Annotated in this window: 17 protein-coding genes and 1 pseudogene; 10 read left to right on the forward strand and 8 right to left on the reverse strand. The window is 71.2% G+C overall.

Annotation, left to right across the window (positions count from 1 at the left end; translation table 11 throughout):
* Positions 1-2: 2 nt before the first annotated feature.
* The 6 genes from DMH12_RS01295 to DMH12_RS01320 all read left to right on the forward strand — a co-directional run bounded on the left by DMH12_RS01295 (position 3) and on the right by DMH12_RS01320 (position 6367).
* Positions 3-959 (forward strand): GlxA family transcriptional regulator, encoded by a 957-nt coding sequence (locus DMH12_RS01295; RefSeq protein ID WP_125489646.1) that lies wholly within the window; start codon positions 3-5, stop codon positions 957-959.
* Positions 960-1084: 125 nt separating this feature from the next.
* Entirely contained in the window at positions 1085-2083 is a 999-nt protein-coding gene (gene gap / locus DMH12_RS01300) for a type I glyceraldehyde-3-phosphate dehydrogenase (RefSeq protein ID WP_122617810.1), read from the forward strand.
* Positions 2084-2132: 49 nt separating this feature from the next.
* On the forward strand, positions 2133-2630 hold the full coding sequence (locus tag DMH12_RS01305) for a peptidylprolyl isomerase (protein ID WP_125489647.1): 498 nt from the start codon (positions 2133-2135) through the stop codon (positions 2628-2630).
* Positions 2631-2780: 150 nt separating this feature from the next.
* On the forward strand, positions 2781-4259 hold the full coding sequence (locus DMH12_RS01310) for a glutamate-cysteine ligase family protein (RefSeq protein ID WP_125489648.1): 1479 nt from the start codon (positions 2781-2783) through the stop codon (positions 4257-4259).
* A 23-nt stretch (positions 4260-4282) separates the two neighbouring features.
* Positions 4283-5125, forward strand: a complete 843-nt coding sequence (locus tag DMH12_RS01315) for a class II glutamine amidotransferase (RefSeq protein WP_125489649.1) — start codon at positions 4283-4285, stop codon at positions 5123-5125.
* 303 nt (positions 5126-5428) lie between these two features.
* Positions 5429-6367, forward strand: a complete 939-nt coding sequence (locus DMH12_RS01320) for a TauD/TfdA family dioxygenase (RefSeq protein ID WP_125489650.1) — start codon at positions 5429-5431, stop codon at positions 6365-6367.
* A 55-nt stretch (positions 6368-6422) separates the two neighbouring features.
* On the opposite strand, the gene DMH12_RS01325 is transcribed toward DMH12_RS01320, so the two are convergent.
* The 4 genes from DMH12_RS01325 to DMH12_RS01340 all read right to left on the reverse strand — a co-directional run bounded on the left by DMH12_RS01325 (position 6423) and on the right by DMH12_RS01340 (position 11556).
* The gene (locus tag DMH12_RS01325) at positions 6423-8246 is read right to left on the reverse strand and encodes a glycoside hydrolase family 2 protein (RefSeq protein WP_125489651.1); all 1824 of its coding nucleotides are present in this window, start codon (positions 8244-8246) and stop codon (positions 6423-6425) included.
* 79 nt (positions 8247-8325) lie between these two features.
* Positions 8326-9225 (reverse strand): carbohydrate ABC transporter permease, encoded by a 900-nt coding sequence (locus DMH12_RS01330; RefSeq protein ID WP_125489652.1) that lies wholly within the window; start codon positions 9223-9225, stop codon positions 8326-8328.
* 2 nt (positions 9226-9227) lie between these two features.
* Positions 9228-10169: a carbohydrate ABC transporter permease gene (locus DMH12_RS01335; RefSeq protein WP_185832092.1), complete on the reverse strand. Its 942-nt coding sequence runs from the start codon at positions 10167-10169 to the stop codon at positions 9228-9230.
* Positions 10170-10191: 22 nt separating this feature from the next.
* A complete protein-coding gene (locus DMH12_RS01340; protein ID WP_185832093.1) occupies positions 10192-11556 on the reverse strand; it encodes an extracellular solute-binding protein in 1365 nt (454 codons plus the stop codon).
* A gap of 188 nt (positions 11557-11744) precedes the next feature.
* On the opposite strand from DMH12_RS01340, the gene DMH12_RS01345 reads away from it, so the two are divergent.
* Positions 11745-12800, forward strand: coding sequence for a LacI family DNA-binding transcriptional regulator (locus tag DMH12_RS01345; protein ID WP_125489655.1), 1056 nt, complete (start codon positions 11745-11747; stop codon positions 12798-12800).
* A 21-nt stretch (positions 12801-12821) separates the two neighbouring features.
* On the opposite strand, the gene DMH12_RS01350 is transcribed toward DMH12_RS01345, so the two are convergent.
* A complete protein-coding gene (locus DMH12_RS01350; protein ID WP_125489656.1) occupies positions 12822-14306 on the reverse strand; it encodes a family 43 glycosylhydrolase in 1485 nt (494 codons plus the stop codon).
* A 216-nt stretch (positions 14307-14522) separates the two neighbouring features.
* Here DMH12_RS01350 and DMH12_RS01355 point away from each other — a divergent pair, with 216 nt between their 5' ends.
* The 3 genes from DMH12_RS01355 to DMH12_RS01365 all read left to right on the forward strand — a co-directional run bounded on the left by DMH12_RS01355 (position 14523) and on the right by DMH12_RS01365 (position 17850).
* On the forward strand, positions 14523-16010 hold the full coding sequence (locus tag DMH12_RS01355; protein WP_125489657.1) for an NCS1 family nucleobase:cation symporter-1: 1488 nt from the start codon (positions 14523-14525) through the stop codon (positions 16008-16010).
* A 312-nt stretch (positions 16011-16322) separates the two neighbouring features.
* Entirely contained in the window at positions 16323-17048 is a 726-nt protein-coding gene (locus tag DMH12_RS01360; protein ID WP_125489658.1) for an aspartate/glutamate racemase family protein, read from the forward strand.
* Positions 17049-17175: 127 nt separating this feature from the next.
* Positions 17176-17850 (forward strand): GntR family transcriptional regulator, encoded by a 675-nt coding sequence (locus tag DMH12_RS01365; protein ID WP_125489659.1) that lies wholly within the window; start codon positions 17176-17178, stop codon positions 17848-17850.
* An 18-nt stretch (positions 17851-17868) separates the two neighbouring features.
* Here DMH12_RS01365 and DMH12_RS01370 read toward each other — a convergent pair whose 3' ends face one another.
* The 3 genes and pseudogenes from DMH12_RS01370 to DMH12_RS01380 all read right to left on the reverse strand — a co-directional run bounded on the left by DMH12_RS01370 (position 17869) and on the right by DMH12_RS01380 (position 20477).
* Positions 17869-18750 carry an MOSC domain-containing protein gene (locus DMH12_RS01370; RefSeq protein ID WP_125489660.1) on the reverse strand — a complete coding sequence of 294 codons (882 nt, stop codon included), beginning with the start codon at positions 18748-18750 and terminating at the stop codon, positions 17869-17871.
* Positions 18751-18827: 77 nt separating this feature from the next.
* A pseudogene (locus DMH12_RS40215) lies at positions 18828-19153 on the reverse strand (hypothetical protein).
* A gap of 277 nt (positions 19154-19430) precedes the next feature.
* Positions 19431-20477, reverse strand: a complete 1047-nt coding sequence (locus DMH12_RS01380; protein ID WP_125489661.1) for a YihY/virulence factor BrkB family protein — start codon at positions 20475-20477, stop codon at positions 19431-19433.
* Between the last annotated feature and the right edge of the window lie 72 nt (positions 20478-20549).

A 20549-nucleotide genomic window follows, 5' to 3' on the forward strand; every position in this document is an offset into this window, starting at 1 on the left:
GCGTGCCGTCCTCCCGCCTGCGCCGCGTCGCCGTCCTCGTGCTCGAAGGCGCGAAACCGCTCGACGTCGGCATCCCGGCGCAGGTGTTCACGACGCGCGCGAGCATGCCGTACGAGGTCCGGGTGTGCGGCGCGGCGCCCGGCCTCGTCACCGGCGGTGACGGCCTGTCGTACCACGTGGCCCACGGCCTGGACGCGCTGGCGTGGGCCGACGTGGTCTTCATCCCCGGCTACCGGTCCCCCGACCGCGACGACCCGCCGCCGGCCGTCGTCGCGGCGCTGGCCCGGGCCCACGGCGGGGGCGCGCGGCTGGCCGCCATCTCCACCGGCGCCTTCGCGCTGGCCGCCACGGGACTGCTCGACGGCCGGCGCGCCACGACGCACTGGCACTACACGCGGGCACTCGCCCGCAGGCATCCCCGGGTGCGGGTCGACGAGAACGTGCTCTTCGTGGACGAGGGCAGCGTGCTCACCTCCGCCGGCGCCGCCTCCGGCATCGACCTGTGCCTGCACATCCTGCGCGGCGACCTCGGGGTGGCCGCGTCGAACCACGCCGCCCGGCGCCTCGTCGCGGCCCCCTACCGCAGCGGCGGCCAGGCGCAGTACGTGCCGCGCAGCGTGCCCGAGCCGCTGGGCGAGCGGTTCGCGGCGACCCGCGAGTGGGCGCTGCGCCGCCTCGACGAGCCGCTCACCCTGGAGGCCCTGGCCCGGCACGCGACGGTGTCGGCGCGCACCCTGTCCCGGCGCTTCGTCGAGGACACGGGCTACACGCCGATGCAGTGGGTGCTGCGGGCCCGCATCGACATGGCCCGTGAGCTGCTGGAACGCTCGGAGCGCGGGGTGGAGCAGATCGCCGTGGACGTCGGCCTCGGGACCGGCGCCAACCTGCGCCTGCACTTCCAGCACATCCTCGGCACCACCCCCAGCGAGTACCGCCGCACCTTCGCCCGGGGCGACTGACCGCCCCCGTCCCCGAGCCTGGCGCGATCCTTACGAACCGTGGCACTCACGCCGCTGCCGCCGGCGGACGCGGCGCGCGAGCCTGGTGGCGAAGGACCTGGCCGCGCAACGAAGGGACAGCGCTCATGACGCGCATCGGCATCAACGGATTCGGCCGCATCGGACGGAACGTGCTGCGCGCACTGCTCGAACGCGACTCCAAGATCGAGGTCGTCGCCGTCAACGACCTCACGGAGCCGGCCGCGCTGGCCCGGCTGCTCGCGTTCGACTCGACCTCCGGCCGGCTCGGACGCCCCGTGAGCGTGGACGGGGACACCCTCGTCGTCGACGGCCGCCGGATCAAGGTGCTGGCCGAGCGCGAGCCCGCCCGGCTGCCGTGGGCCGAACTGGACGTCGACATCGTGCTGGAGGCCACCGGCCGCTTCACCTCGGCCGCCGCCGCGGGCGGCCACCTCACCGCGGGTGCGAGGAAGGTCCTGGTCAGCGCGCCGTCGGACGGCGCCGACGTGACGCTCGCGTACGGCGTGAACACCGACGCGTACGACCCGGCCGCCCACACGATCGTCTCGAACGCGTCCTGCACCACCAACGCCCTCGCGCCGCTGGCCGCGGTGCTCGACGAGCTGGCCGGCATCGAGCACGGCTTCATGACGACGGTGCACGCCTACACGCAGGAGCAGAACCTCCAGGACGGCCCGCACCGCGACCCGCGCCGCGCCCGCGCCGCCGGGGTCAACATCGTGCCGACCACCACCGGCGCCGCGAAGGCGATCGGCCTGGTGCTGCCGAACCTGGACGGCAGGCTGTCGGGCGACTCGATCCGCGTGCCGGTCCCGGTGGGTTCGATCGTCGAGCTGAACACGACCGTCGCCCGCGACGTGACCCGCGAGGACGTGCTGGCGGCCTACCGCACCGCCGCCGAGGGCCCGCTCGCGGGCGTGCTGGAGTACTCGGAGGACGCCCTGGTCTCCTCCGACATCACCGGCAATCCGGCGTCCTCGATCTTCGACTCGGCCCTGACCCGCGTGGACGGCCGGCACGTCAAGGTCGTCGCCTGGTACGACAACGAGTGGGGCTTCTCGAACCGCGTGATCGACACGCTGGAACTGCTCGCCACACGCTGAACCGGTAGCCGGTTCGGCATCACGGGGGCTCGCACGTCACAATGGTGCGATGAGCAATTCCAAGGTTTACTTCGACATCGACATCGACGGCCAGGATGCGGGCCGCATCGTCTTCGAGCTCTTCGAGGACGTCACCCCCAAGACCGCCAGGAACTTCATCGAGCTGGCCACCGGCGAGCACGGCTTCGGCTACGCGGGCTCCCCGTTCCACCGTGTGATCCCGCAGTTCATGCTCCAGGGCGGCGACTTCACCGCGGGCAACGGCACCGGCGGCAAGAGCATCTACGGCGAGAAGTTCGCGGACGAGAACTTCCAGCTGAAGCACGGCGAGCCGTACCTGCTCTCCATGGCGAACGCGGGTCCGAACACCAACGGCTCGCAGTTCTTCATCACCACCGTCCCCACCCCCTGGCTGGACGGCAAGCACGTCGTCTTCGGCAAGGTCGTCGAGGGCACGGACGTGGTCGACAAGATCGAGGGCTACGGCTCGTCTCCGGCGGGCAAGACCTCCAAGAAGATCTCGGTGCGCGCGTCCGGCAAGCTGTAGAGCCTGATCGGCCCTTCCGGGGCTGAACCGACGGGGGCCCGGCGCACACAGTGCGGCGGGCCCCCGTTCGCGTCCCGTCTGGTGGGGTCCGCACAGTGGTGCGACGCTGGGGTGGAGGAGCGTCCGAGGACGGCAACCCCGGGAGGGCCGATGGGACGGGACGTCCCGGCGGTGGTCTTCACCCGCGAGGACCGCCGCCGGTACCGGATCAAGATGCAGGAGTGCCTGGAGGCCTTCGCGCAGATGCTGCGCGAGTCCCGGTTCGAGACCGAGCGACCCCAGGTGGGCCTGGAGATCGAGCTGAACCTGGTCGACGGCCGGGGCGAGCCGGCGATGCGCAACAGCGACGCGCTCGAGGCGATCGCCGACCCCGCCTGGGCCACCGAGCTGGGCCGCTTCAACCTGGAGATCAACATCCCGCCCCGCCGGCTGACGGCGGGCGGTCCCGACGCCTGGGAGACCGAGATCCGGGCCGCCCTGAACCACGCCGAGGACCGCGCCGCGTCGGTCGGCGCCCACCTGATCATGATCGGCATCCTGCCCACGCTGCGCCAGTCGGACGTGGGCGAGGCGGCCCTGTCGGAGAACCCGCGCTACCGGCTGCTCAACGACCAGGTGTTCGCCGCCCGGGGCGAGGACCTGCACATCGAGGTGGACGGCGTGGACCGCCTGCGAACCTACGCGGACACCATCACGCCCGAGGCCGCGTGCACCAGCACGCAGTTCCACCTCCAGGTGGCGCCCGAGGAGTTCGCCGACTACTGGAACGCCGCCCAGGCGATCGCCGGGGTCCAGGTCGCCCTCGCGGCGAACTCGCCCTTCCTGCTCGGCAAGGAACTCTGGCACGAGAGCCGTATCCCCCTGTTCGAGCAGGCCACCGACACCCGGCCGCAGGAGATCAAGGCACAGGGCGTACGGCCCCGGGTGTGGTTCGGGGAGCGTTGGATCAACAGCGTCTTCGACCTCTTCGAGGAGAACCTCCGCTACTTCCCTGCCCTGCTGCCGCTCTGCGACGAGCAGAACCCCGCCGACACGCTGGACCGCGGCGACGTCCCCGACCTGGGCGAGCTGACCCTGCACAACGGCACCATCTACCGCTGGAACCGGCCCGTCTACGCCGTCGCCCACGACAAACCGCACGTCCGGGTGGAGAACCGCGTCCTGCCCGCCGGCCCCACGGTGGCCGACACCCTCGCCAACGGGGCCTTCTACTACGGCCTGACCCGTGCCCTGGTGGAGGAGGAACGGCCGGTGTGGTCGCGGATGTCCTTCTCGGTCGCCGAGGACAACCTGCACACCGCCGCCCGGCAGGGCATCGAGGCCCACCTCTACTGGCCCGGCATGGGCGAGGTCACCGTGCCCGAGCTGGTGCTGCGGCGGCTGCTGCCGCTGGCGCACCGGGGACTGGAGCTGTCCGGCATGGACTCGGCCTGGCGGGAGCCGCTGCTCGGCATCATCGAGCAGCGCTGCGTCACCGGCCGCAACGGCGCGGTGTGGCAGAAGGAGATGTTCCACCACATCGACGCCACCGCCCGGCCCAGCCGCCACGAGGCGCTGCGCCGCATGACGCAGCAGTACATGGACTACATGCACCTCAACGCTCCGGTCCACACCTGGCCGGTCGACTGACGACGCCAGGGAGGCGGCGGACGATGTGCCGATGGCTCGCCTACTCGGGGACCCCCGTGCTGCTGGAGACGATCCTCTACCAGCCGCAGCACTCGCTGATCGACCAGAGCCTGCACTCCCGGATGGGGGTGGAGACGACCAACGGGGACGGGTTCGGCGTCGGCTGGTTCGGCCCCGAGATGCGGACCCCCGCGATCGTCACGGAGATCGGGCCCGCCTGGAGCAACCGCAACCTGCGGGAGATCGCCGGTCATGTCCGCTCGCCGCTGTTCTTCGCGCACATCCGGGCGTCCACGGGCAGCCCCGTGCAGCAGACCAACTGCCATCCGTTCCGCCACGGACGCTGGATGTGGATGCACAACGGCGCGATCGCCGACTTCCACAAGCTGCGCCGGGAACTGGCCCTGGCCGTCGCCCCCCGCCTCTACCCCGACATCCAGGGGTCGACGGACTCGGAGATGATGTTCTTCCTGGCCCTCACCTTCGGTCTGGAGGATGATCCCCCGGGGGCCGTGGCGCGGATGGCGGGGCTGGTGGAGGAGGTCGGTCACGAGCACGGAGTGGAGTTCCCGTTGCAGATGACCGTCGCCGTCACCGACGGACGGCGCCTGTGGGCGTTCCGCTACTCCACCCAGGCCGACTCCCGGTCGCTCTACTACAGCTCACGGGTGGAGAGCGTGCGCGCCCTCCATCCCGACCTGCCGTTCCTGCGGGAGGCGTCCGACGAGACCCGCCTGATCGTCTCGGAGCCCCTGGGCGACCTGCCCGGCGTCTGGAACAAGGTGCCCGAGGGCAGCTACGGCGTGGTGCAGCCCGAGGGCGACGACATGCTCCCCTTCGTCCCCCGGCCGGTCCGGCGCCGTTGACAGGGACGAGCGGAGATCACACAATCGGTGCCATGACCACATACCGGTTCGGCACCACGGCGGAGTGTCCCCGCGTGCCCGAGCGAACCGGTTGTGAGCGCTCCGGCCGATAACGGCCGTCCCCCGCACCGCAGGCACGACGCGCGACGCGTCGGGGCCCGGTCGGTTCTTCTTCCGGCGAAGCATTCTCCGGCGAAACGCTGAAACGCTCCGGAACCCTCACATTTTCCCGGCCGTCGGGCGACGACGTCGTACCGCCATGGCCCGGTACCGCCCATACCACCGCACCAGGGGAGGACTCCCATGACCGTCACGGCCGCAGACCCGAGCACCGTCCTGCGCGAAGCGCGCATCCCGGAGGACGGAATGTACGAGGGCCGGCGCGTCCTGCGCCGGCTGCCCGAGGGATGGCGGGAGCGGCCCTACGAGCACTTCGAGGTCGTTCCGCAGGCGCGCACCATCGGCGCCGAGATCCGGGGCGTCGACCTCTCGCGCCCGCTCGGCGCCACCCTGCGCGAGGAGTTGAACCGCGCCCTGCTGGAGTGGAAGGTGCTCTTCTTCCGCGCCCAGCACCTCACCTCAGGCCAGCAGCGGGACTTCGCGGGACACTGGGGCGAGCTGGAGACCAACCCCCTGCTCAGCGCCGGTGCCAGCGCGGACGTCGTCCGGTTCGACAAGGGCGCCGGGGGTGCGCCGACGTACGAGAACGTGTGGCACACCGACGTCACCTTCCGGGAGCGGCCCGCGCTCGGCGCCGTGCTCCAGCTGCGCGAGGTCCCGCCGTTCGGCGGGGACACGATGTGGGCGGACATGGCGGCGGCCTACGACAACCTGCCGCCGGAGGTGAAGGAGCGCGTCGACGGCGCCCGCGCCGTGCACGACTTCATCCCAGGGTTCGCCAGGTTCTACGGGCCCGAGCGGCTGGCCCCGCACCAGGACCTCTTCCCGCCCGTGGAGCACCCCGTGGTGCGCACCCACCCCGAGACGGGGCGGCGCATGCTGTTCGTGAACACGTCGTTCACCACCCGCATCACCGGCATGGACCGGGCCGAGAGCGACCGGCTGCTGCGTCTCCTCTTCCAGCAGGCGCACGTGCCCGAGTACCAGGTGCGCTTCCGCTGGCAGGCCGGCGACGTCGCCTTCTGGGACAACCGGGCCACCCAGCACTACGCGGTGGGCGACTACGGCTCCGAGCGCCGGGTCGCCGAACGCGTCGCCATCGCGGGTGACCGGCCCTTCTGACAGGAGGGGAAGGGGGTCGGAGGCGGTGTCCGCTCCCGACCCCCTCCGGGTCGCGCTACGCCTGGTCCTGCTCCTCGATCGCGGCCGGGCGGAGCTGCGCGGCCCGCACGCGGGCGACGTCGAGCTTCTCCCCGCGGTCGAACCGGTAGATGCCGTTCTGCTCCTGGAAGACGTCGGTCAACTGCGTGTAGCAGTAGCCGAACATGTCCCGGTCCTCCAGCAGCACCCCGGTGAGTCCGCTGAACCGCTCGTGGAACTCGTCCTCGTTGCGGACGCGCTCCCCGTAGCCCCAGGAGACCGTGCGGTCCTCGCCGGAGAGGTCGGCGGCGGCCTCGGGGTCCCACCAGATGCCGCCGAACTCGCTGACGAAGTACGGCTGTCCCCGGTAGGGCTGGGAGTAGGGCGCGCCGTTCTCGTAGGCGTTGACGAAGGGCGCGTCCTTGGCGAGGCCGGACATCAGCTCCCGGAAGGCGGCCGGGTCCTGCTCGTAGTTGTGGGAGTCGTAGACGTCGGTCTCGGCGACCCGGTGGGCGTACCCGGACGCGTCCACGACCGGCCGGGTGGTGTCCATGGCCTTGGTCGCCAGGAACATCGCCCGGGTCACGTCGTCGAGCTGGGTCATCCGGTCGTGCAGCTTCTGGTAGGTCTCGTTGAGCGGGCACCAGCCGATGATCGAGGGGTGCGAGTAGTCGCGCTCCAGCGCCTCCAGCCACTGGGCGACGTAGGAGGCGTCGGGCTTCTGATTGTCGCCCGAGGAACCGCCCGTCTCGCAGCCCCAGTCGCCGAACTCGCCCCAGACCAGGTAGCCGAGGCGGTCGGCGTGGTAGAGGAAGCGCTCCTCGAACACCTTCTGGTGCAGCCGGGCTCCGTTGAACCCGGCCGCCAGGCCCAGCTCGATGTCCTTGACCAGTGCCTCGTCGGTCGGGGCGGTCATCAGCCCGTCCGGGTACCAGCCCTGGTCGAGGACGAGACGCTGGAAGAGCGGACGCCCGTTGATGAGGACGGCCTTGCCGCGCAGACCGACGGCACGCAGACCGGCGTAGCTCTCGGCGCTGTCGACCACCTCGCCCGCCGCGTCGAGGAGTTCGAGTCGCAGGTCGTACAGGTGCGGGTCCCCGGGGCCCCACTCGCGGCGCCGGTCGTCCGGCACCGGCAGGTGCAGGCGCGGGGCGAGGTCCAGGTCGGCGCGCGCCTCGGCGCGGCTCACCTCGCCGGCGGCGTCGCTGAGCACGGCGCGCACCTTGTGGCCGGGCCGGTTGCCGGACAGGGGCAGTTCGAGGTGGAACGCGGAGCCGGCCAGGTCGGGGGTGATCCGGGGGCGGCGCAGGTGGACGTCGGGGACGGGCTCCAGCCAGACGGTCTGCCAGATACCGGTCACCCGGGTGTAGTTGCAGTCGTGGTTGGCGTACTTGACGGCCTGCTTGCCCCGGGCCTGCGGACCGGACTTGGGGTCGCGGGCCCGGACGGTGATCACGACCTCCTCGCCCGCCCCGGCGATGTCGCCGAGGTCGGCGGTGAAGGGGGTGAAGCCGCCGCGGTGCCGGACGACCTCCTTGCCGTCGGCCCACACGGTGGTGTCGTGGTCGACGGCGCCGAAGTGCAGCAGCACCCGGCGTCCCGCCCAGGCCGCGGGGAGGGCGAGGGCCTTCCGGTACCAGACGGCCTCCAGGAAGTCGGTGTCGCCGATGCCGGACAGCTCGGACTCGGGCGGGAAGGGGACGAGGATCTCGTCGCGCAGCTCGCGGTCGAGGAGCCCGCGGTCGAGGCCGCTGTCCCCCCGGTCGGTCTCGAACTGCCAGGCGCCGTTCAGGTTGAGCCAGTCGCGGCGCACGAACTGCGGTCGCGGGTACTCCGGGCGCGGTACGGAGTGAGTGGACACACATGCTCCAGTCGATCGGTGGGGCGGCGCTCGGACGCCGGACCCGGGTGTACAGCTGTGAGGGGATGAGAAAGGAGGGTCAGGAACCGCCGAGGCCGGTGGTGGCCACGGAGTTGACGATGCGGCGCTGGAAGAGGAGGAAGACGACGATGAGCGGCAGCGCCGCGAGCAGGGCGGACGCCATCGACTGCGCGTACTGGATGCCGTAGGCGTCCTTCACGGTGGCCAGTCCCACCGGGAGGGTCATCAGGTCGGGGTCGTTGGTGACGATGAACGGCCACATGAAGTTGTTCCAGGCCCCGATGAAGACGAAGATCGCGACCGCCGCCACGATCGGCCGCGACAGCGGCAGCACGATCGACCGGAAGACCCGGAACTCGGAGGCGCCGTCGATCCGGGCCGCCTCCTCCAGCTCCTTGGGGATGCCGTCGAAGAACCGCTTGAGGATGAACACCATCATCGGCGCGACGACCTGGGGCAGGATGACCGCCGCGTAGGTGTCGACCATATTGAAGAGCAGCATCTGGTCGAACAGCGGCACGACGAGCAGTTGCGGCGGGATCATGATGGCGGCGACGGTGACGGCGAGCAGCGCGCGCCGGCCGCGGAACGTGCCGCGCGAGAAGCCGTACGCCGCCAGCGTGGAGACCACCACGGTGAGCAGGGTGACCAGTCCGGCGATCAGGAAGCTGTTGAAGGCCCAGACGGAGACGTTCCCGCGTTCCAGGATCTCCCGGTAGGCGTCCAGGGTGAAGGCGCCCTTGAACGGGGACAGCCCGGTGGTGGCGACGTCCTTCTCGCTCTGCACGGAGGTGGCGATCGCCCACAGGAAGGGCACCAGCCAGACGACCGAGAGGACGACGAGCGCCGTGCCGGCCAGGACCCGGGGCAGCCGGCCGTGGCCGAGGAGCAGGGGGGAGCCGGACGCTTCACGGGGTGGACGCCGCCGTGCGCGGACGGGGGTGGCGGTTGCGGACACGGTCAGTCCTCCCGGCGGAAGAGACGGAACTGCACGAGCGAGACGACGATGATCAGGGCGAAGAAGAGGTACGAGACGGCGGAGGCGTAGCCGAGGCGGTAGCCGGTGAAGCCGACGTCGTAGACGTACTCCAGGACGGGGCGGGTGGAACCGTTGGGGCCGCCCTTGGTGAGGATGTAGATCTGGTCGAACACCTTGAGGGAGGCCAGGATCTGGAGCATGGCCACCAGCCCGGTGGTCCTGCGCAGCTGCGGCAGGGTGACGGACCACAGCCGCCGCCACGCACCTGCCCCGTCGAGTACCGCCGCCTCGTCGAAGGTCGTGGGCAGAGACTGGAGCGCGGCGAGGTAGAGCAGGAAGTTGAAGCCGACCGTCCACCAGACGGTGAGGCCGGCGATGGACCACATGGCGACGGACTCGTCGGACAGCCAGCCGACGGGGGCCATGCCGAAGCTGTCGAGGAGCTGGTTGCCCAGGCCCAGCTCCGGCTGGTAGAGCCAGGTCCAGATGAGGGTCACCACGGTGACCGGCAGCAGGTAGGGGGCGAAGAACGCCAGCCGCCACGCCCACTGTCCGGCGAGCCCGCTGTGCACGAGCAGCGCCATGGCCAGGGCGACCAGCACGAGCGGGACGCTGGAGATGGCGGTGAAGAAGACGGTGTTGCCGAGGCTGCTCCAGACGTCCGGATCGCCGAAGGCCTCGGTGTAGTTGTCGAAGCCGACGAAGCCGGTGTCGCGCAGGGCGAGCGAGCTGTCGGTGAAGCTCATCCAGAGCCCCTGCACGATCGGCCAGACCATGAAGAGGCCGAAGACGAGCAGGAAGGGCAGAACGAAGACGAATCCGTTGCCGGGGCGTATCCGGCGCAGGACGGCACGGCGGCCGTCCGCGGGGCCGGTGGCGGGGTCGGTCCGCTCCTCGGCGCCGAGCGGTGCGGTGGTGGTCACGTCGGTCACTCCTTCTGCTGGGTCAGGCCACCGGGTTGGGCTGCTGCAGCAGCGCGTCCGCCTCGCGGACCATCTGCCGCACCGCCTTCTCGGGGGAGGTGTTGCCCAGCAGCGCCGACTGGAGCGGCTGGCACATCCGGTTCTGGAAGTTCGAACCGGCTCCGACGAACCAGTTGGGCGGGTCGAGCACCGCCACCTCCGCGGCGTCGGCGTAGGACGACTGCGGTTCGAGCGCCGCGTACTCGGGCTCCGCGAGGACGGGCTGGTACGCGGGGATGTGACCGGCGCCCGCCCAGGTGAGGCTCTGCTTGAGGATCTCCGCGATGTACCGGTGGGCCTCGCGGCGCCGGGCCGGGTCGGGGTTCTCCTGGTGCGGGAGGACGAAGCTGTGGCTGTCGGTGTAGACGGCCGGCTTGTCGAAGACCTGCGGGAAGGGCGCGGCACCCAGGTCGATGCCGGACTCCTTCAGCGTCGGCAGCTCCCACTCGCCGAGCATGGCCATGCCGCCGCGGCCACCGGTGAAGGCGGCCAGCGCGCCGTTGTAGTCCAGGTTGTTGGGGTTGGTCTTCCCGTCGAAGAGCCGCGTCATGAGGGTCACGACGCGGACGGCGGCGTCGACGTCGATCCGAGCGGGCCCGCCGTCCGGCAGATCGAACTCGGCTCCGGTCTGCGCGTACAGGCCGGCGAACAGGCGCCAGTTCTGCGCGGTGTCGGTGACGTGGCCGAAGAGGATGCCGGACTGCCCGGTGGCCTCGGCGAGGGCCCTGCCCGCCTCCAGCAGTGCCTCGGGCGAGCCCATGGGGGCCAGGGCGCCGGAGGGGTCCAGGAGCCCGGCCTTCTCCGCGGCCTTCCTGTCGTAGAAGACGATGAAGGGGTGGACGTCCAGCGGGATCGCGTAGACGGTGCCCTCGTGCCGCGTCCGCGACCACACCGCCGGTGTGAAGTCCCTCTCGGTGACGCCGAACTCGGCGAGCAGGTCCAGGTCGACGGGGTCGACCAGGCCGCCGGGCGCGTAACCGGCCAGCCGGGACAGGTGCATGGCGGCCACGTCGGAGGCCCGGCCGCCGGCGGCGGACATGGCCAGCTTGGTGTAGTACGACGGGCCCCAGTCCAGGATGGTGCGGTCCACGTCGAAGCCGTCGTCGCCCTTGGACACGGCGTCGATCATCTCGTCCATGAGCATGCCGTCGCCGCCCTGGAACAGGTCCCAGACGCTCAGCGCGGACGCCCCGGAGGCCGAGGCCGGTGAGGCGCAGCCGGACAGCGGCCCGGCGGCGAGCAGGGCGCCCGTACCGGCCATGGCGTGGCGCAACAGCCGTCGGCGGCTGAGGCGGCGTAGCGGGTCGGACACGGCCGGCACCCCCTGGAGGGGCGAACGAGAACTCATCGCGGACCTTTCGACGGCCGGAGCTCATGCGGTGGCTAGTTTTTACATCGATGTACATTGGCTGTAAAGAGCTGGGGCGCAGAGCGGCGACCGTGACCGTGGGATCGGCGTCCCGGTGGCCCGCACGGAAACCGTCCGGGCCGCCGGGACATAGACTCGTGCACCGCACGGGAGGCAGGGAGGTCTCGGTGGCACGGCCCAGGATCAAGGACGTCGCACGTCACGCGGGCGTTTCGGAGAAGACGGTGTCCAACGTCATCAACGACTACGCCCACGTCTCGGACCGGACGAGGCGGGTCGTGCGGGACTCCATCGAACAGCTCGGATACCGGGTGAACCTGGCGGGCCGCCACTTGCGCAAGGGCCGAACCGGCATCATCGCGCTCGTCGTCCCGGAACTGGACATACCGTACTTCGCCGAACTGGCCCGGCATGTCATCCGCGAGGCCGAGGAGCGCTCCCTGACCGTCCTGATCCACCAGTCCGGGGCGGACCGCGCCCACGAGCTGGCGGCGCTGGCCGGGTTCGGCTCCACCTTCGTGGACGGGATCATCCTCAGCCCGCTCGCCCTCACCGCCGACGACCTGCGGGACCGCTCGGGCTTCCCGCCGACCGTCCTGCTCGGGGAGCTGCTGGAGGAGGGCGCCGACCACGTGGCCATCGACAACGAGCGTGCCGCGCGCGAGGCGACCCGGCATCTGATCGGCCTCGGCCGCCGCACCGTCCTGGCCGTCGGCGGGGTCGACGCCCCGGGCCTGGGCACGGCGGAGGCCCGCACTCGCGGGTACCGCGCCGCCCTGGCGGAAGCGGGCATCGCCTACGACGCCTCCCTGGTGGTCCCGGTCGACTCGTTCCGGATGCCCGCCGGAGCACGGGCCGTGGCGCGGCTGCTCCACGACGGGGTCCGGCCCGACGCGCTGCTCTGCCTCAACGACCAGTTGGCGCTGGGCGCGTTGCGCGCGCTGCACGAGCACGGGGTGGACGTGCCCGGTGAGGTCGCCGTGATCGGTTTCGACGACGTGGAGGGCGGGCGGTTCAGCGTGCCGACGCTGAGCACGGTGGCCCCGGACAAGGCGGCGGTGGCGAAGGTCGCCGTGGAGCTGCTGCAACGCCGCATCGAGGACGCGACCGACGCGGACGGCGTGCGGGCCGACGCGGAGTCGGGGGCGCAGTCGCCCCAGGACCGCATCGTGGCCCACCGGCTCGTCCTGAGGGAGAGCACGGAGGGCCACGATCGGCGCTGACGGGTGGTCCGCCCCGGCGGGTCAGTTCGTGTAGACCTCGGCGCGGTCGACGCTCACGAAGGACGCCCCGGACTGGGAGTTGTGCTCTCCCGTGACCCGGACGCGCAAGGTGTGCCTGCCGTTCGCGAGCCGTGGGCTGGTGTACTGCACCGCCTCACCGACGCGGATCGGGTTGTGGAAGTCCACCCGTTGTTCGGGGCCGCCGTCGATGCTGACGGCGGCGTAGCCGTTGCCGGTGTCCTTGACCGAGAGCAGGGCGATGCGGGTGCCGGTGAAGGAGAAGGTGGCCGTGGCACCGGCCCGGTCGCTCCAGTGGTCGTCGCTCCAGAAGCACTGCGTGGCGCAGCCCGAACCGGAGTTCCAGGCACCGGTGTAGGTGACGCTCCCGGCACCGCTGGAGCGGCCGTCGTCGTTGATCCAGTAGTTGCCCGAGCCGGGGTCGCCGGAGGGCAGGTTCTGGGTGGCGCCCATGGCGAGCGGACGGCCGAAGTCGGGGCTGCCGTCGGCCCGCCAGGTGAACTTCTGGGCCCGGGTGGTGCGGTTGCTGTAGGTGTTCACCGACGTCGTCTTGGCGTGATAGACGATCCAGTCCTCGGTACCGTCCGGGGACTGGAAGAAGGCGTGGTGGCCCGGCCCGAACACGCCCCGGTCGTCGGCCCGGGAGAAGACCGCGCCCTGGTGCTGCCGCCAGTTGCCCGGCACCAGCGGGTCGGAGGTGAGCGGCATCGACATCATCCAGACCTGGTAGTCCGGCTTGCCCGTGTCACAGGCCGAGTACGTCATCCACACCCGCCCATTGCGGTAGAGGAACTCCGGCCCCTCCCGCACCTCGGGGCAGCCGCCGGCCGCGTTGATCGCGACGGCGTCGCCGGAGACGGTGTACGGGTTGGACATCGGCGCGATGTTCAGCCCGTTGTGCTGGTACTGGTTGATGCCGCTGTAGGCGAGGTAGAGGCGCCCGCCGAGCTGGAGGACGCCGGCGTCGATGGCGAAGTCGTCGGCGTGGTTGGGCGGGGCGAGCTTGGCCTTGAAGTGGTACGGGCCGGTCGGGTCGTCGCGCTCCGACTCCAGGACGTACAGCCGGTGGTGCTCGTCGACGCCGTCGTCGGCGGTGTAGTAGAGGTACCAGCGGTCGCCGAAGCGGTAGAACTCCGGGGCCCAGATGTTGCGGTTGCGCGAGGGGTCGGTGTCCGTCCAGACGGTGACGGGGTCGGCCGCGGCCAGGGTGCCCAGGGACGGCGAGCGCCACATCCTGATGCTGCCGCCCTGGGTGGTGGTCAGGTAGTAGTTGCCCTTCCAGTTGGTCATGAAGGGGTCGGGCCCGCTGTTGAGCGGGTTGCGGAAGGCGCCGGCCGCGGCGGCGGCGCCGGCACGGGGTTCGGGTGCGGACGGCGCGGCGCCGGCCTGGGAGGTGAGCCCGGGGAGCAGGCCGACGAGCAGCCCGAGGAGGGCGGCGAGGAGCAGGCCGGCGTGCGTGCGGGGATGCTGTGAGGGGCTGGGGGGCACGGTGGGGTCCCTTTCCGCAGCTTTACATCGATGTAATGGCGGGGCGTCAGGTTAGGGAGGCGCCGCAGGGGTGTCAACAGGGCGAGAAATGGTATTCCATTTGCCGTAGACCTCTTGACGGTGCGGTTTGGCGAAAACTACGTTCTGTTCATCGGAAAGCCGCTTCCGCCTTGTGGAACTCTCCAACTCCCCGCATCCTGATCCCAGGAGTCCCGTATGACTGCCCTGGAAGACCGCCGCTCGTCCGCGGAGTCCAGTGACACCGCCACCAGCTCCGGCCTCTACACGTACGACCTGGCCCCGACCAAGCGTGAAGGGCGCCGCTGGGGCGCGTACAACGTCTTCACCCTCTGGGCCAACGACGTGCACAGCCTGGGCAATTACGCCTTCGCGATCGGGCTGTTCGCCCTCGGGCTCAACGTGTGGGGCATCCTCGCCGCCTTCGCGCTCGCCTCGGTCCTGCTCTTCCTCCTGCTCACCCTGTCCGGATTCATGGGTCACAAGACGGGCGTTCCGTTCCCGGTGATGAGCCGGATCGCGTTCGGTATCAAGGGGGCGAAGATTCCGGCGGTCGTCCGGGGCGTCGTGGCGATCGCCTGGTTTGGTATCCAGACCTATCTCGCGGCGGCGGTGCTGAGCGCGCTCCTGGTGGCCATGTTCCCCGGGCTGGCCCGCCTGGACACGAACTCCCTGCTCGGGCAGTCGACGCTCGGCTGGATCACCTTCCTGGTCCTGTGGGCCCTCCAGGTGCTCATCGTGAGCTACGGCATGCAGATGATCCGCCGGTACATGGCCTTCGCGGCGCCCACCACACTGCTCACCATGTGCGCCCTCGCGGTGTGGATGTTCGTCCGGGCGGACGGCTCGATCTCCCTGTCCGTCGACGATCCGCTCACCGGCGGCGCGATGTGGCTCCAGGTGCTGCAGGCCGCCGCGCTCTGGGTGGTGATCTACGGGACGTTCGTGCTGAACTTCTGCGACTTCACCCGCTCCGCGCGCAGCCGGGGCTCGATCGTCCGCGGGAACGTGATCGGCATCCCGGTGAACATGCTCTTCTTCGCCGTGATCGTGGCGGTGCTCAGCGGCGCCCAGTTCAGCCTCGACGGGCACGTCATCACCAGTCCGACGGACATCGTGCGGACCATCCCCAACATGTTCCTGCTGGCCGTCGCCTCGCTCTGCCTGATCGCTCTCACGGTGGCGGTGAACCTGCTCGCCAACTTCGTCGCGCCGATCTACGCCCTGGTCAACCTCTTCCCGCACCGGCTCGACTTCCGCCGCGCCGGTCTGGTCAGCGCGGTGCTGGGCCTGGTGATCACGCCCTGGAACCTCTACAACAGCCCGGTCGTCGTCAACTACTTCCTCGGCGGGCTCGGCGCGCTGCTCGGCCCGCTGTTCGGCGTGATCATGGCGGACTACTGGCTGCTGCGGAAGTCCCGGGTGAACGTGCCGGCCCTCTACACGGAGGACGCGGGCGCCGAGTACCACTACCGCCGCGGCTACAACCCGCGCGCCGTCGCCGCGTTCGTCCCCAGCGCCGCCGTCGCCGTGGTGGTCGCCCTGGTCCCCTACTTCCACGCCGCGGCCGGGTTCTCCTGGTTCGTCGGAGCGATCGTCGCCGCCGCGCTGTACGCGGTCATCGCGGACCGCGCCTCACCGATCCGCGACGTGGACGGCGAGGCCATCGCCGTGGCGGCGGAGTAGCCGCGGCGCGGTTGCGGCGGGCGGGCCGGGCATGGCACCTCGACTCCGCGGGCGCCGCCGAGGAGGCCCGCCGCGGGGACGTCGGCCCACCGTCGCCGCGAACCGATGTCTGGCACGGCAGCGACCCGCAGCCACCGCTGACCGATGTCGTCGCGCGGCAGCGACCCGCCCTCGCCACTGAACACCCGCCGCAAGTCCACCGTCGCCGCGAAGCAACGCCGCCGTAGCGACACGGCCCCACCGTCGCCGCGAACCGGCCCCACCGCCACGTGGCGACCCGCGGAACCTCCCGCCCGAGCAGAAGGCCCACCCATGCGCATCCTCGTGGTCAACGTCAACACCACGCAGTCCATCACCGACGCGATCGGCAAGCAGGCCGCCGCCGCGGCCGCGGAGGGCACCGAGATCGTGCCGCTGACCCCGGCCTTCGGCGCGGAGTCCGTCGAGGGCAACTACGAGAGCTACCTCGCCGCCGTCGCCGTCATGGAGACCGTCCGGGCCCACCCGGAGCCGTTCGACGCGGTGATCCAGGCGGGGTACGGGGAGCACGGCCGCGAAGGGCTCCAGGAACTGCTCGACGTACCCGTCGTCGACATCACCGAGGCCGCCGCGAGCACCGCCCAGTTCCTGGGCCGCCGCTACTCCGTCGTCACCACCCTGGACCGTACGGTCCCGCTGATCGAGGAGCGGCTGGAGGTGGCGGGACTGAGCGCGAGGTGCGCCTCGGTGCGCGCCAGCGGGCTGCCGGTGCTCGAACTGGAACGGGACGAACAGGCCGCCGTGGACGCCATCACCGAACAGGCCGCCCGCGCGGTCGAGGACGACCGGGCCGAGGTGATCTGCCTGGGCTGCGGAGGCATGGCCGGGCTCGCCGAACGCGTGGTGGAACGGACCGGTGTCCCCGTGGTCGACGGCGTCGCGGCAGCCGTGACGGTCGCCGAGTCCCTGGTCCGGCTCGGCCTGTCCACGTCCAAGGTGCGCACCTACGCGCCCCCGCGTGCCAAGCGGATCGTCAACTGGCCCCCGCGGGTGGGCTGACCCCTCACCAAGTCCTCCCGCGCCCCGGCCGGCGGCCGGCTCCGGGGTATTCTGACGGGCCGCCCGACCGCCGCTCCGCACGGCGCGGTCGTACGGCTCGGAACGGGAAGAGGGACGAAGGACGGCGATGGCTGCGTCAGAGGGCTTCATGCCCGAGTCCGAGCGGGTCACGCGACGGCTGCGCGACGAGATCGTGGACGGCGTGCGGCGACCGGGGAGCCGCCTGGTCGAGCGGGAGCTGGCCGAGGCGCTGGGCGTGAGCCGGCTGCCCGTCAGGGAGGCCCTGAGGACACTGGTGTCGGAGGGGCTGGTGACGCCGCGGCCCCGGTCCTGGGCGGTGGTGCGGGAGTTCACCACGAGCGACATCGCCGACCTCGACGAGGTCCGCTCGGGTCTGGAGACCCTGGCCTTCCGGCTCGCCGCCGGGCGGCACACCCGCGACGGTCTCGAACGGCTGCGTGCGACGGTGGACGCCGAACTCGACGCGGCCCGCGCCGACGACGCGGTGGGAGCACGCCGCGCGGCCGCCGACTTCCACCAGACGGTGATCTCGCTGGCCGCCAACGAGTTGCTCAACGAACTCGAACGCGTCCTGCACAGCCGCCTGCGCTGGCTCATGGGCCAGCACGACGACCTGTTGGCCGTCGCCCTGGAACACGAGGCCCTCTACCAGGCCATCGCGGAACGCGACGTGGAGCGCGTCCAGGAACTGGTCCTGCACCATCTGTCGACGAGCCGCAGCGCGGCCCTGGGCCACCACGCCCGGGAGCAGGCGCGGCGCGACGAGCGGCAGCAGACCTAGGAACGCCGGTCCGCCTTGTCAGGGGTTCCGCAGGCCGGCGTCGCCCCACTCCTGGACGACCACCTCGTCGCCCACCGACAGCTTCCCCGGCGTGACCACGGAGAACTTCGCGCCGAACACCACGCCGCCGGCAGCGGCCCGTCGGTAGCTCGCGAGTGTGCGCAGCGGCTCCGGCCCCCGCCTTGCTCCGGCCTCCTGCTCGACCAGAGTGACGGCACAGCGCACCGCGAGCTTGGCGAAGCCCAACTCGGCGTCGCCGATGGTGATGCGGCGTGCGCGATCCTCGCCGTGCGGTGGGGCGGCCCAGTCGACGCCGTCGTGGTCGTGACCGTCGTGGCTGCCGACGACGACGTTCGGGCGGAAGCGGTTCATCGACAGGGACGGCGCGCCTCGCTCGGCCATCCGCTGGTTGAGGAGGGCGAGGGAGGCGCGGGACAGCAGGTGCACCGCACTGCTGTCGGCATAGCCGGACGGGCCGGGGGTCAGGCCGTCGGCGATTCGGTCGTGCTCCGGCGGCACGCGGACCAGACGGCTGGGGGTGCCGAGGAACTCCGACAGCCAGGTGGCGGCTTCGTCACCCTGGTCGATCCCCTGGAAGGGGGTGCCGAACAGGTCGACGTCGCGGCGCGGCGCGGATGTCGTCACGTCGAGGCACAGCGTGCCGAAGGGGCCGGTGCCGTCGGCCGCGTCAAGCGTGAGCCGGGAGCCGTCGGTACTGACGGCGGGCCGGATCAGGGCCAGGCGGGGGTGCCGGCGTTGCGTGCGGAAGATTCCGTCCTCGCTGACGACCATGAAGCTGCGGTCGTGGGCGAGGCCCGCCGGTGTCAGGAGCGCATCGTTCATCGACGTACCTGCGCACCCCTTGACGGGATAGCAGATCAGATCCACGACGTTGGCCATGTGCCGCCCCCTTCGGTCCGCGACCAGCGTAGACGTATGTCGTTGTGAGATGGCGTCCAGCCGTGCGCTCCGAGCGGCTAAGCCGGTCGTCGTTGCACGGCATCGGCGACGACCGCTGTCACGAGCTTCTCGACGGCTTCCGTGGCCGGCGGACCGGGGCCACGGTCGGTGAACACGAGATGCCCGCCACCGACCAGGGAGAGGGTGAGTGAGTCGATGTCGGCGTCAGCCGCGATGCGGCCCCAGGCACGCTCGTCGGGAGCCGCGCGGCCCGGTCGAGCACGAGGTCGGTGAGGAAGGCGTCGAAGTCGATGAAGTGCCGGTGCAGGATCCCCTTGGCGTAGCCCGCTCCCTCAGTGACGGCCCGGTTGGTCAGCCCGCTCGGTCCGTCCCGCAGAAGCACGCGTTCGGCGGCGTCGAAATGGTCGAGCGCGTCAGGAACGCGCCGTGGCCCGGATGGCGCGCCGTCGCCTGCCGTGCGCCCCGACGAACGGGCGGGCCCTCTTCTTCCCCGGCCGCAGGACTCGTCCGTGTCGCGCAGAGCTGAACGGGACGGGGGAACCGTCGACCGAGGCGCCGTTCACGGAAGGGCCGGGGTGACGACACGAGCTCGCCGGGCCGAATCAACCACCCGGCAAGAGGTCGTTGGAAGCGCTCGCGCGAGGGGCACGGCGACCGCGTCACGAACCGCGGCGCGACCTCCTCGCGGACATCGTGGGCTGATCCCCGTCCGTTCGCTGCCGAGGCGGTTGGCCGGCGGGCCGGGGCCCGGAACCTGGATCCGGATGCACGGGCCCGGAGATGCCGGCTCGGGCGGCCTCCAGTTGGGCCGCGAAGGCCACGCCCAAAAAGAGCGCGACGCCCGCCAGGTTGGCCCAGAGGAACAGGGCCATCAGGGCGGTCAGTGGCCCGTACAGCGACCCGAAGGACCCGCTGTGCCCGACGTAGAGGGCCAGCAGCCAGGTCGCCGTGATCCACAGGACGAGCTGTACCGCGGACCCGAACACGAGCCAGGTGTACCCCGGTTGGTCACGCCGGGGCGCCCACCGCAGGACGACGGCCGAAGCCATGCAGGCGAGCGCCACGCCCACCGGGACCTTCGCCCAGTTCCACCAGCTCAGCCACTCCCCGGGCCAGTCGAAGACCTCCGTCACCGCCCTGCCCACCGCTCCCCCGGCCACCGTCACGAGGAAGCCGAGCACCAGCGGCCCGCCCGCACCGACCGCCAGCAGCAGGCTGCGGGCGTACTTCGCCCAGAACGGCCGGTCGCGTTCGATGCCGTAGATGCGGTTGCACCCCCGCTCGATCTGGCCCATGGCCGATGCGAGGTTCAGTACGGCGAAGACGAGGCCCAGCCACATGGCCACGGTGCCCGCCGTGTCGGCACCGGCATGCGTGCGGGTCGCCAGCAGTCCCTCGCGCACGAGTTCGGCGCTGGCCGGCGGAACGATCTCGCTCAAGGTCACTTCGATCAGTCGTCCGACGCTCTCCGTGTGGGTGGCCGCGGAGACCCCGACCAGGGCGATGGCGAGCGGGATCACCCCGATGACCAGCTGGAAGGCGAGGGCCCGCGCGAAACTGAATCCGTCGGCGTACCGGAAGCGCAGGAACCCGTCGGTCACCAGCCGGCGGCCCCCGTAGCGGCGCAGCGCGGTCCACGCCTCGTCTCCGGACAGCTCGTCGCCGATCATGTCCCTTGTCTGCGGTACGTGCACGACGGTTCCCATGCAGGAGGTGTGCTCCGCCGGCCCGTTTCCATGCGGTCGGCGCCCTCGTGCCGAAGAGGGATCCCCACCCAG

Source organism: Streptomyces sp. WAC 04229 (assembly GCF_003947455.1).
In the GTDB taxonomy this organism is placed as follows: Bacteria; Actinomycetota; Actinomycetes; order Streptomycetales; family Streptomycetaceae; genus Streptomyces.